Source organism: Anabaena sp. CCY 9402-a, from assembly GCF_963920945.1.
GTDB lineage: Bacteria > Cyanobacteriota > Cyanobacteriia > Cyanobacteriales > Nostocaceae > Trichormus > Trichormus minutissimus.
Genome location: NZ_CAWUDL010000018.1, coordinates 22,317 through 34,359, shown reverse-complemented (window position 1 = coordinate 34,359; position 12,043 = coordinate 22,317). Strand labels below are relative to the sequence as shown.

Annotated in this window: 14 protein-coding genes; 4 read left to right on the top strand and 10 right to left on the bottom strand. The window is 42.2% G+C overall.

Going from position 1 to position 12,043, the window contains the following annotated elements:
• Nucleotides 1-342 precede the first annotated feature (342 nt).
• The 3 genes from ACM0OR_RS08825 to ACM0OR_RS08815 all read right to left on the bottom strand — a co-directional run bounded on the left by ACM0OR_RS08825 (nt 343) and on the right by ACM0OR_RS08815 (nt 1,499).
• Nucleotides 343-894 (bottom strand): peroxiredoxin family protein, encoded by a 552-nt coding sequence (locus ACM0OR_RS08825; RefSeq protein WP_414575924.1) that lies wholly within the window; start codon nt 892-894, stop codon nt 343-345.
• 176 nt (nt 895-1,070) lie between these two features.
• Nucleotides 1,071-1,247, bottom strand: coding sequence for a DUF5615 family PIN-like protein (locus ACM0OR_RS08820; RefSeq protein ID WP_414575923.1), 177 nt, complete (start codon nt 1,245-1,247; stop codon nt 1,071-1,073).
• A gap of 21 nt (nt 1,248-1,268) precedes the next feature.
• A complete protein-coding gene (locus ACM0OR_RS08815) occupies nt 1,269-1,499 on the bottom strand; it encodes a DUF433 domain-containing protein (RefSeq protein ID WP_414575922.1) in 231 nt (76 codons plus the stop codon).
• A 95-nt stretch (nt 1,500-1,594) separates the two neighbouring features.
• Between ACM0OR_RS08815 and ACM0OR_RS08810 the strand changes: the two genes are divergently transcribed.
• On the top strand, nt 1,595-1,840 hold the full coding sequence (locus tag ACM0OR_RS08810) for a hypothetical protein (RefSeq protein ID WP_414575921.1): 246 nt from the start codon (nt 1,595-1,597) through the stop codon (nt 1,838-1,840).
• Nucleotides 1,841-1,963: 123 nt separating this feature from the next.
• On the opposite strand, the gene ACM0OR_RS08805 is transcribed toward ACM0OR_RS08810, so the two are convergent.
• The 4 genes from ACM0OR_RS08805 to ACM0OR_RS08790 all read right to left on the bottom strand — a co-directional run bounded on the left by ACM0OR_RS08805 (nt 1,964) and on the right by ACM0OR_RS08790 (nt 4,722).
• The gene (locus ACM0OR_RS08805) at nt 1,964-2,746 is read right to left on the bottom strand and encodes an aminoglycoside phosphotransferase family protein (RefSeq protein ID WP_414575920.1); all 783 of its coding nucleotides are present in this window, start codon (nt 2,744-2,746) and stop codon (nt 1,964-1,966) included.
• A 459-nt stretch (nt 2,747-3,205) separates the two neighbouring features.
• Nucleotides 3,206-3,529, bottom strand: coding sequence for a Grx4 family monothiol glutaredoxin (gene grxD, locus ACM0OR_RS08800; protein ID WP_414575919.1), 324 nt, complete (start codon nt 3,527-3,529; stop codon nt 3,206-3,208).
• Between the two features lie 159 nt (nt 3,530-3,688).
• Entirely contained in the window at nt 3,689-3,925 is a 237-nt protein-coding gene (locus ACM0OR_RS08795; RefSeq protein ID WP_414575918.1) for a BolA family protein, read from the bottom strand.
• Nucleotides 3,926-4,146: 221 nt separating this feature from the next.
• Nucleotides 4,147-4,722 carry a hypothetical protein gene (locus ACM0OR_RS08790; RefSeq protein WP_414575970.1) on the bottom strand — a complete coding sequence of 192 codons (576 nt, stop codon included), beginning with the start codon at nt 4,720-4,722 and terminating at the stop codon, nt 4,147-4,149.
• A gap of 175 nt (nt 4,723-4,897) precedes the next feature.
• Between ACM0OR_RS08790 and ACM0OR_RS08785 the strand changes: the two genes are divergently transcribed.
• A complete protein-coding gene (locus ACM0OR_RS08785) occupies nt 4,898-7,000 on the top strand; it encodes a S8 family serine peptidase (protein ID WP_414575917.1) in 2,103 nt (700 codons plus the stop codon).
• A gap of 3 nt (nt 7,001-7,003) precedes the next feature.
• Here the strand turns inward: ACM0OR_RS08785 and ACM0OR_RS08780 are convergent, their stop codons facing one another.
• From ACM0OR_RS08780 to grxC, 3 genes are all read right to left on the bottom strand, one after another.
• Entirely contained in the window at nt 7,004-7,774 is a 771-nt protein-coding gene (locus tag ACM0OR_RS08780; protein WP_414575916.1) for a lysophospholipid acyltransferase family protein, read from the bottom strand.
• A 112-nt stretch (nt 7,775-7,886) separates the two neighbouring features.
• Entirely contained in the window at nt 7,887-8,330 is a 444-nt protein-coding gene (tadA, locus tag ACM0OR_RS08775; RefSeq protein WP_414575969.1) for a tRNA adenosine(34) deaminase TadA, read from the bottom strand.
• A gap of 175 nt (nt 8,331-8,505) precedes the next feature.
• A complete protein-coding gene (grxC, locus tag ACM0OR_RS08770) occupies nt 8,506-8,817 on the bottom strand; it encodes a glutaredoxin 3 (RefSeq protein WP_190701931.1) in 312 nt (103 codons plus the stop codon).
• A 543-nt stretch (nt 8,818-9,360) separates the two neighbouring features.
• On the opposite strand from grxC, the gene glpX reads away from it, so the two are divergent.
• Nucleotides 9,361-10,398, top strand: coding sequence for a class II fructose-bisphosphatase (glpX, locus tag ACM0OR_RS08765; protein WP_190701929.1), 1,038 nt, complete (start codon nt 9,361-9,363; stop codon nt 10,396-10,398).
• 311 nt (nt 10,399-10,709) lie between these two features.
• Nucleotides 10,710-11,996 (top strand): glutamyl-tRNA reductase, encoded by a 1,287-nt coding sequence (locus tag ACM0OR_RS08760; protein ID WP_414575915.1) that lies wholly within the window; start codon nt 10,710-10,712, stop codon nt 11,994-11,996.
• Nucleotides 11,997-12,043 lie beyond the last annotated feature (47 nt).

Below are 12,043 nucleotides of genomic sequence, written 5' to 3'. Positions count from 1 at the left end.
TCAATCAGGTGATTTGCAAAGTTTTATGACTTAAAATCAGGTAAATTTTTGAAGAATTTCAGTGATATACAGGTATTATCGCAACGAGACTTTCGGTTGCAGTGTTTTTTAAGAAATTTTATATATTGGGTGTAATTAAGACGGCTTTTCTTCAATCTAAAATGGGCATCGGTCAAAAATCAAAAGTCAAAAAGCTTATAAGCGAGGCTTTTGAACGATTTTAAATATCGCCCTTGCTCCCCTGCTTCTTTTTGCTTTTCTTGCCAGCATCAAAATTCGCGGATTGTCTCACCATTACCGCGCTCTTAATGCTTTGACAACCCCCTGGTTTTAGTTCTCAAATCAGGTCGCTGAGAAATAATTAAATTTTTCTATAATTTTTTCGATACTAGCATTGTGATCTAAGAAAGAAAATAAATGCTTATAGCGCAGTTTGCCATCTTTATCTAATACAAATTGGGCAGGTAAAGGCGCACCTAGGGCTTGTCCTACTCGATAGGTACGAAATATTCTACAACTAGGGTCGCTCAGTAATGGCATTTTTAACCCTAAATCTCTTACAACTCTTTGACTTTGTTTTTCATCGGTACTAGTAATTAATAAAATTTCTATATTGCGCTGTTTAAATTCCTCATAGTTTTCATTTAAGGCTTTAATATGAGGAAAGCAAAATGGGCAATATTGCTTTTCTGTAAAAATTCGCGTAAAGGCAAGCAAAACTGGTTGTTTACCGCGATAATCGGATAATTTAACTAACGTTCCGTTGGTAATATCTGGCAATTGAAAGTCTGGTGTTCCTATCTCTAACCTTAGTTCATTGCTAGCTGGAATCGGTAGAAAATTACGGAAGAAACGTTCATTAAACAAGCCGATAAAATCTGTTGAAGTTAACATATAAAATTCAAATTGCAGTGTTCATCTGTGGTATGGATGATTTTATTCCTGAAACTTATACAAGCAGCGAGGTATAGGGTTTTCTAATCACATGAGGTATATTATAGCCCCCTCCTTGCTTGCGCTACGGTGTACACACAAGTTTAATAACCTTATTCCACATCGTTTTTAGCGCATTATGATAAAGCAAGCAGCGATAAGTTCTCATCTTCATAAAATAATTTTATCGCGTCGAAATTCTGATGCAGCAAATTCTCAACCTGTGATGTCGAACAGTTTCCAAGGCAAAGCCAAATAACTTTCGGTGGCTTTCCAAATACTAAGCTTAGGTCGTGCATATCTGCATCTTTCAAGACAATTATCAAAGAGTAATTTCATGCAAATAATGGAGCAGTCATAAACCGACAATCACGGTCGGCAGCATAAGCAATACAGGCTTTCAAATCTTCTCGCGTTAGATCAGGAAAATCGCCGAGAATTTCTGCTTCGGTCATCTCGGAAGCTAGGTACTCAAGCACTTCATAAACCGTAATCCGCAGTCCACGAACACAAGGCTTACCACCACGTTTATTGGGTTCGATCGTGATGTGATTTCGGTAGTTCATCGTTAAAAATATCTGCATATTAATCAAATTGTAGCTTTGCACTGGCGACTAATTCACCCTTTACTTTAGATGATTTAGTTTCTACTCTACCCACTGTGTATAACTTTGAAACGCAACTCTCTCACCGAGCGATCGCCTCGCCATTTACCTTCAAGAACCTTCCCAAATTACAACCGAAGCGGCATAACAGCAAAGTTGAGCGGCAGCAGACACCCTTTGCTACACAACCAAGATATTTTGTCTGTCCGCTCCAACGAAGTGTTAGGCTGCTGACTGAATCAACCACTCAACAACCTCTTGAGGATTCTTATTTGGGGGAAAAACTGGATAGAAAACTTTAACTATTTTTCCTCTATCTGCAATAAGGGTGAGTCGCTTCATTACCAGTGTCTTTTCGGACTCACAGACCAATTTAGTACGGTCAGTGTGCAAGCGGATTATTCGACTGCGACTGTATCACCAAATTAAGTGATTCGCTTCAGTGTGTCCAATCCATCGTTTAGAGTTTTGCTATTTGAATGTTCAGCACCGAAAACTGCATCCATCAGAGCAAACATTTGATGGTAAAAAGACAATCTTTCCAGCCATGATTCAACCGTTGGATAAGTTAGTGCTAACGGCTCAACAAACGAACGACCATAACTGACAAAAAGCCCTGCAATGTCCCAAGCGGGGTCGCCCCATCCTAATGAACCGAAATCAATAATGCCAGTGATATTTTTTTCCCCGTCCCACAGAATATTACTCGATCCAAAGTCACCGTGTCGCAGCACACAAGGTAGGCTTGGCAGTTGCTCAATATGAGATTGAATTTGAGAACGCAAAACTTGAGCGGTTGCCGAAGCCATATGGTCAAACACAGATTGTTCTGCTTTATCAAGAAAATTCGTCCACCATTTCTGATCGATGCAAGGCAAATCGATATCACTTAAAACAATTGGTTCAATTTCATGTAGGGACTTCAAGAAGCTACCAAGCTGTGTTGCTAGATTCTGTTTGGTCAAGTCACTAAGTTCTTGCACTGACCAAAGCGGTTTACCTGGAAGTTGACAGTGTAGCGCAACGACTTCATCTCCAACTTCTACAACTTGCATTTCAGGAACCGGGAGAATGAGAAGATGGCAAAGCCGTGGCAAAACTGTTGCTTCTCGACGAACTCCTGCAATTGCTTCGGCATGACGAGGACGGCGAACCACAATGTTGCCCAAGATAGCAACATCACTGTTCTGACTTTCGATAATCTCCATACCAGTGTTCATCATTCATTTTGAGGTTCACACATCCGAGTCATTACCGACCTCCGGGAATGCCTACCCTTGTTCACGGTTTACGGCAATTTGAGTCTATCTTTTTAGGCTAGAAACTCTCTCAGGGTGGACTTGTGTATACACGGTAGTTGTAGGGGAGAGGTTTTCCACATAACGTGAAAAGTCAGGATATACTCACCGACCTAGAAGGTCAGTGATTCTTGATAGTTAACAGTAACCCCCAACCTTTGTAGTAGAGCAGAGGTTGGCGCAAAGAGACACAGAATTTTTAACGAGAGCATTTTGTGTAAAAAAATGGGCTGCTTACCTGCAAACCAAATTACGCCTATTTGAATTTTCTTGAGCAAAAACCAACACATTTAATTAATGTTGGTTTTTGCTTTTCTCTTAAATAAATTAGAAATGGATTGATTCCGTTTCTAACCTACGCAAAATAAATTAAGACGCTAACGCTACTTCCACTAGTTGCTGCAACTCACCTTTTTGGTAAAGTTCGATCAGGATATCAGAACCGCCGATGAACTGGCCATTAATATATACTTGAGGAATTGTTGGCCAGTTAGAGTATTCTTTAATGCTCTGACGAATGTCTTGGTCGTCTAAAACATTAATAGTTTCAAAGGGAACGCCCAGAGTATTGAGAATCTGCACAACGTTGTTAGAGAAACCGCACTGGGGCATTAACTTAGTTCCCTTCATAAAAACTAGAATCTTATTCTGGTTTACCAAGTTATCAATTTTTTCTTGAACTTCTGGTGTCATGATCTTTTTGTTCTCTAGTTTTGTTGATAGTTAATAGTCGTTAGTCATTTAGTTATTAGTCTATGGGTAATAACTATAATGACTGGTTGCGGAATTTGAGACTATGGACTACTGATTTTTGGCTCATTACTTTAGGAAGCGACTGCTGGCTGATGCCTATCAAGCTTCGGGGGTAGATGTTTTTAATGCCAAGGCGTGAATAGCCTCAGTTGACATAGCTTGTCGCAAAGCACCATAAACTAACTGATGCTGTTGCACCAGTCCCTTACCTGCAAACTGCGATGAGACTACTGTCACCTGATAGTGGTCGCCTCCACCAGTCAAGTCTTGCACTTGAACTTGGGCATCTGGCAGTTCCGCTTTGATCATTGCTTCAACCTGCTGCGGAGTAATCATCGCAATTCCTAAAAAACCTACTTTTCTATTAATAACAGATATGGAGAGCTTCCCTCTGCCAAATTGCGGGTGTAGGAGTCCAATTTAAGTATTAGTTTTTTGTTCTCCCCGCATTGGTGGAAGTCTATGGGTGATGAGGGGATTGGGGATTGGGAATGAAATTTCCCCCCTACTTCCCCTGCTTTCCTTGCTTCCCCTGCTTTCCTTGCTTCCCTGCCTTTTTACTTTTGGGAAGAGGAATTACCACCTTGTCGGGGATAGGGAGCATCAACAAAGCCCAATTCAAATAACTGCTGATAGGCTTTTTTACCTAGTTCTCGCGTGGGATTTTGACTTTTAATAATTTGCACCAATAAAGGCACAGCCAATTCTGGCTGATTTTGAGCGCGATGTACTAAAGCTAGCTGATAGGTAGCTTCATCGCGCTTTTGGGCTGTTAAAAAAGCTTTTTGTCGCTGGGAATCGGAAACTCGATTGTCTATGCCCGAAAAGCTAGAGTTTAAATCTTGATAGAAATTTGATAGCTGATTATAAACCTGACGGGCTTCTTGGAGCTTTTTCGCTGCTAGAGGGTAGTTTTGGGCAGTAACTGCTTGTGCTGCCTCTGTCATCAAGCGATCGCCACCTTCAATGCTCATCAGGCTATTATTTTGAGCGGTAGGACGGAGATTATTGGGGCTATTAGGATCAATAGGCTTTACTTGATTCTGAGCATTGACAGGTGCAAGCAGACCTAGGGTTGCTAACACCGCTAGGGTAGTCAAACGAATTAAAGAAGCAGGAGCAGCAACGTTCATGGGGTCAATTTGTGCAACAACTATTAAGAAATCGAACAAGGTAGGGAAACTTCGGGTATCTTAACTCTGTTTTCGTTTTTAACAAAGCGAAGCTACGTACTGAGTTTCTTTGATTTAGACTGAAAATCGGTTTAATAGAGTTCCCGTTGCCCCTGCATCAACCACAATCGCCCTTATGAACAATCGCAATTCATCCTCTGATTTACCCACCGGTTTACCAGCAAGCAGTATGGGATTGGTACTCCAACGGGGAGGTGAAGAATTAATCCTCGCGAAAGCTTTAGACCGCTTCACCGTCCGTTTTGTCACCGATTTTCCTGTGCAACAATTATCTCAGGTTAGTTGGGGTATTTGGCAACGCAGTATTACTCAAGCCAAATTAGAACTCTTTCAAACTACACCAGAGCAAATAGAGGAAGCGATCGCTCAAGCACGGAGTGATGACAATGTAGCTTTTGCTAGTCATGCCTACACAGTCAAGGATAATCCTGGGACTTTCGTTTATTTTGCTGATCAAATTACCATTCAGTTTGCTGATGGCGTAGATACCCTCAAAATTAATCTCATCGCCTCGCAATTGCACCTCATCCAAGACAAACCCATACTTGGTCTGCCTAATGCTTTTGTATTTCTGGTCAGTAAACAAGCTACAGAAAATCCCATCAAAATCACTAACCAGTTACAAACTCTACCAGAGGTGTTAGCGGCTGAACCAAATGTGTTAATCGAAACTGAGCCGCATTACCGACCCCGTGACACTCTCTATAGCCAGCAATGGTATCTCCACCATAACGGCGGTAATGAATTATCTGTAGGCTCTCACATTGCCGTAGAACAAGCTTGGGATGTAACACGTGGGGTGCGGTCTGTAGTTGTGGCTGTTGTGGATGATTCTTTTGATTTGAATCACCCAGACTTTCAAGGTAGTGGTAAGGTAGTTGCGCCTAGAGATTTAAGGGATGATGACTTTTTACCGTTACCAGATGGTAGAGGTAGCAGTCATGGTACAGGCTGTGCAGGGTTAGCTGTGGCAGAAGAAAATGGCACAGGAATTGTCGGGGTTGCGCCTGGGTGTGCCTTTATGCCTATCCGTACCACCGGGTTTTTAGATGATGAATCAATTGAACAGATATTTAACTGGGCAATTGACAAAGGTGCTAGTGTAATTTCTTGTAGCTGGGGAGCTTCAGCTGTTTACTTTCCCTTATCCTTGCGCCAACAGGCAGCTATTACGAGGGCTGCTACACAAGGACGCAATGGTAAAGGTTGTGTAGTTTTATTTGCGGCGGGCAATGCCAACCGCCCCGTGAGTGGTACTGTATATGAGCAGAATTGGCCAAACAATGTTTTACAAGGTCTGACAACCTGGCTGGGTGGTTTTGGCGTACATTCTGATGTGATGACCATTTCGGCATCAACCAGTATGGGGAAAAAAGCTGCTTACAGCAATTGGGGAACTAATATTTCGGTGTGCGCCCCTAGTAATAATGCGCCACCAGGAATGTCTTTTCCAGGGAAAGGTTTTTTGTACACACAACCTACAATTGCAACTTCCCTAACTGGAAGGGGAATGTTAACAACTGACCAAATAGGTGCAGCAGGTTACGATTTAGGTGATTTTACTAGCAACTTTGGGGGAACTTCTAGTGCTACACCTGTAGTTGCAGGGGTGGCGGCTTTGGTTTTATCAGCCAATCCTGATTTGACGGCGCAACAAGTTAAACGCATCTTAGAAACAACGGCAGATAAAATTGTAGACCCTAATCCTGACCAACAATTGGGTTTGTATGGGGGTACTTACGATAACAATGGACATTCCGAGTGGTTTGGTTATGGTAAAGTCAATGCGGCTAAGGCAGTGCAAGCGGCTGTACAAATGCGGGCTGATCAAACATTAACGGCTAGTAAGCAAGTGAAGGTGAGTAATTCTAGCCCTGTAGAGATTCCTGATCATAATCAACAAGGGATTAAAAGCGCGATCGCTATTTCTGAAGCGAGTACAATTAAAGATATTCAAGTTACAGTCAATCTCAACCACGATTTTTTAGGCGATTTAGAAATTTATTTAATTGCTCCCAATAATCAGCAGGTGTTATTGCAAAATCGGACTTTAGGGTGTCGGACTGAGTTAAAAACAACTTATACACTGCGATCGCATCCCCTGCTTAAACAGCTACTCTCACAGTCCGCCAAAGGTAGTTGGTATTTATGGCTAATTGACTACGCACCCCAAGATACAGGTAAGCTCAATAGTTGGGAATTGAGTTTGGGGATTTAGTCATTAAGAATTGGAAATCTCTGCAAAAGCATGATGACTAACAGCGAGTTCTTGATTGCTTAAATGTTGTAGAGTCCTTGTTAAATCCTCTGTTAGCCGCTTGGCGTTTTGTTTCGCTTTACCATTGGTGTAATCTTTGACATTCATTGCCGAACCAATTTCAATACTGACATCTGCGCCCCAACTTGGGTAAGGCTCGCTGTAGTTAATGCCAACTGGGATAATTTTTACCCCTAGTCCTGGGTGATGGGATTCTGCACTCAAAGCTAAACGAGCAATTCCTGGCTTTAATTGGTGAACTTTGCCATCTCGAAATATATCTCCTTCTGGATAAATAACTAACATTTGTTCTTGTTGCAGCACTTCTACCGCATGACGGAGAGTAGCAACAGCAGGGTGTTGAGGATTTACAGGAAATCCACCCATTCGACGGATTAACCAACCTTGTAAACCTTGACATTCATCAATTGTCACCATGAATTGTAAGTCTCTACCCGTAACGTAACGACCTGCGGCATAGGGTAGAAGTAATGAATCCCAACGAGCGCGATGGGTGGGAGCTAAAATAACAGGGCCGGTTTTGGGGATATTTTCTTGACCGGTAATTTTAATATTTCCAAAAAAGAATGGTAAAAGAAAGTGATGTCCCAAAAAATACGCCAGAGGAGTTAACCAAGGAGAAATTCTTGCAGAACTAACAGCCACTTTGGGATTTATAGGCTTGTCCGTTGGCTTTATGGGGCAGGTATCAGACGCAGAGTAAAATTCCATCATGTGGGTAGCTGCAAATTAACCGGTAGAATTCGGCGAGAGATTGATTTAGTTACACCGTAGATTTTCTTCCGTAAGTTGTGTGATTACAGCTGGACAGTTTCATCTCTGTCCGTTATTTTTTCGGATGTCGCTTAGTAGCAAACCAATTTTGTAATTGCTGGCGACAGGCTGACTCTAGAACACCTCCGATAACTTGTAGACGATGATTAGAAGCCCCACTATCGGGGATGTTGAGAACTGTCCGAATTGCGCCGGTTTTGGTATCGTCCACTCCATATACTAACTTTCCTAGACGTGCTTGTACGATCGCACCTGCACACATAGGACAAGGTTCTAAGGTTACATACAAGGTGCAATCATGAAGCCGCCAAGTTTGTAAATTTTTGGTGGCTGAACGCAAAACAATAATTTCTGCATGGGCTGTAGGATCTTGATCACGCTCTTTTCGGTTTTCACCTTCAGCAATTAAATTACCATCAGCATCAGTAATCACAGCCCCAACTGGGACTTCCCCCGCGTCACCAGCAACTTTTGCCAATTCTAAAGCTCGGCTCATCCAGTGACGATAGATGAGATATTCGGGGTAAATTAATTCAAAATTCAAAATACTCCTGGGGAGAAGCAAGCTACAAAATTCAAAAATTTTTGAAGACAAGGAAAAAGAAACGATAACTTCGCTCAGAACTCAGCACTCAGCACTCAGAACTCACGACTCAGCACTCAGCACTAACTCAAGCTGGCTGTACTAACAGAGGGTCAAGTTGACCTTTGGTGTCTAGTTGATAGAGGTCATCACAGCCGCCAAGATGTTGGTTATTGATGAAAATTTGCGGTACTGTGCGGCGACCATTGGCACGTTCTGCCATTTTTGCTCTTGCGGCTTCGTCACCATCAATTTTATACTCAGTGAAATTTACACCTTTCCACCACAGTAATAGCTTGGCTCTAATACAGTAAGGGCAAGTTTGCCAGGTATATATTTCAACATTGGCTTTGATACGTTCGGGATGACGACCAAGTAGGGGATTAAGAAAGTCAAACATAATTTTTATCTGATGCTTTTTTAAGAATTATAAAGTAGACACCAACCTCGGTTTTATTTCTCAAGTCCAATATTTTGAGTTTTTAGGGAACACAAAAAAATAAGGTTGCTATTTTTTATCTACAAGCCAGAGAAAAAGCTAAAGCAGCGATCGCATTTTTTCATACAGAAGCTTTAGTTGTAGGCACTGGTTTCAACAGATTTCAATCTGATCCATTGGCTTGCTTTACACTTGAGTGAAAATATCCGCCAACCTATTGTTAAAGATTTTGAGAATGTTTAAAGTTTTACATTGTCAGAAGAAATAACTTGCACATACTTTCTACTCTCCTAGAATTTAATTTCCAATATTTAAATCAGTGGGGCATATTACACACGATTCAATCAGATGTTAATTTTAGCAGCAAAACTTAACACATTAGCAAATGGCAACTTAATAGTATTTGTTCTATTTGATCACACGGTATCCGCCCTTTGGTAGACTTAAGAACTGAAATGGCCAGATGAAAAGTCGGAAAAATCAAGCAGTTGAGAGGGTGACTCTGTGGAAAATACACTTGGATTAGAGATTATTGAGGTAGTAGAACAGGCCGCGATCGCATCCGCAAAGTGGATGGGTAAGGGCGAAAAAAATACTGCTGACCAAGTAGCAGTGGAAGCAATGCGGGAGCGGATGAATAAAATTCATATGCGTGGTCGCATTGTAATTGGGGAAGGGGAACGCGATGACGCGCCCATGCTTTACATTGGAGAAGAAGTCGGTATCTGTACACAAGAAGATGCTAAAAACTTCTGTAACCCCGATGAATTGGTCGAAATTGATATTGCCGTTGACCCCTGCGAAGGTACAAACTTGGTTGCCTATGGACAACCTGGTTCAATGGCTGTGTTGGCAATTTCTGAAAAAGGTGGACTATTTGCTGCTCCTGACTTCTACATGAAGAAACTAGCAGCACCTCCAGCCGCTAAAGGTCACGTAGACATTAACAAATCAGCCACGGAAAACCTCAAGATTCTTTCCGAGTGTCTAGACCGCGCTATTGATGAACTTGTGATAGTAGTCATGAAGCGCGATCGCCACACCGATTTGATCAAAGAAATCCGTGAAGCCGGCGCAAGAGTACAGTTGATTTCTGATGGTGACGTGGGTGCGGCTGTATCTTGTGGCTTTGCTGGTACTAATATTCATGCGCTGATGGGTATTGGTGCTGCTCCTGAAGGTGTGATTTCCGCAGCCGCAATGCGTGCTTTGGGTGGACACTTCCAAGGTCAATTGATCTACGATCCAGCAGTAGTGAAAACAGGCTTGATTGGTGAAAGCAGAGAAGCTAACCTCGATCGTTTGAGTTCTATGGGTATTAATGATGCCGATAAGGTCTACAACGCTCATGAACTGGCATCTGGGGAAACCGTTCTGTTCGCTGCGTGTGGTATCACCTCTGGAAACCTCATGCAAGGTGTCCGCTTCTTCCACGGCGGTTCTAGAACTCAAAGTCTGGTTATTTCCAGTCAGTCCAAAACTGCTCGGTTTGTGGATACCATTCATATGTGGGAACAGCCCAAGATTGTGCAACTGCACTAGGAGTTAGGGACAGGGGACAGGGGACAGGGAAGCAGGGGAAGCAAGGGAAGCAGGGGAAGCAAGGGAAGCAGGGGAAGCAAGGGAAGCAGGGGAAGCAGGGGGAGCAGGGGGTAAATTTCGTCTCCAATACCCAGTCCCCAATACCCAATCCCCAATACCCAATCCCCAATACCCAATCCCCAATACCCAATCCCCAGTCTTTCAATTTTGGATTTTAGATTATTCAATCCAAAATCTAAAATCTAAAATTCCTAGTCCCCAATTCCCAATCCCCAATCATTAAATAACCCATTACTAATTACCGATAAGAAATGAATATTGCAGTGGTGGGGTTAAGCCATAAAACAGCCCCAGTTGAAATTCGGGAAAAGCTGAGTATTCCAGAACCACAAACAGAAAGTGCGATCGCTCACTTAACCAGCTATCCCCACATTGATGAAGTTGCTATCCTTAGCACTTGTAACCGCTTAGAAATTTACATTGTGGCGGCGGAAACTGAGCATGGTATCCGAGAAGTTACTCAGTTTCTTTCAGAACACAGCAAATTACCTGTAAATTCTTTACGACAACACTTATTTGTTCTGCTGCACGAAGATGCAGTGATGCACGTTATGCGGGTAGCTGCGGGCTTAGATAGCTTAGTCCTCGGAGAAGGACAAATTCTGGCTCAGGTGAAAAATACTCACAAACTGGGGCAGCAATTTAATGGTATAAAAACAATTCTGAATCGATTATTTAAACAAGCACTGACAGCTGGTAAGCGTGTCCGCACGGAAACGAGCATCGGGACTGGTGCAGTTTCTATTAGTTCGGCTGCTGTGGAATTAGCACAAATCAAAGCAGATAATTTATCTGGCTGTCGAGTGGCTATTCTCGGTGCTGGTAAGATGTCACGGCTGTTGGTACAACACCTGATTTCTAAAGGTGCTACGCAAATTAGTATTGTCAATCGCTCCCGCGATCGCGCTCAAGAATTGGCAAAACAGTTTTCTGAGCAGCCCATTCGCACACACTTGCTCCCGGATATGATGCAAGTAATTGCCGAAAGCCATATAGTATTTACTAGCACTTCTGCAACCGAGCCAATACTTGATAGAGCTAAATTAGAGATGGTTTTAGCTCCTAATCAACCTCTGATGTTATTTGATATCTCTGTGCCACGAAATGTCCATACAGACGTCAATGATCTGTCTCATGTACAAGCTTTTAATGTCGATGATTTAAAGGCTGTTGTCGCACAAAATTATGAAAGCCGTAGGAAAATGGCTCAAGAAGCAGAACGGCTATTAGAAGAAGAGGTTGATGCTTTTGATATTTGGTGGCGCAGTCTAGAAACTGTGTCAACCATTAGCTCTCTACGGAATAAAATTGAAACCATTCGCGAACAAGAATTAGAAAAAGCTTTATCAAGATTAGGTTCGGAATTTGGCGACAAGCATCAAGAAGTAATAGAAGCTTTAACAAGAGGGATTGTTAATAAAATTTTACATGACCCAATGGTGCAATTGCGGGCGCAACAAGATGTTGATGCTAGAAGACGCTGTATGCAAACCCTACAGATGTTATTTAACCTAGATGTAGGTGAGCAATTTAGTTAAACATTGCACGAAATCAATTATTGATTTCTATATTCATCTCTAACCTC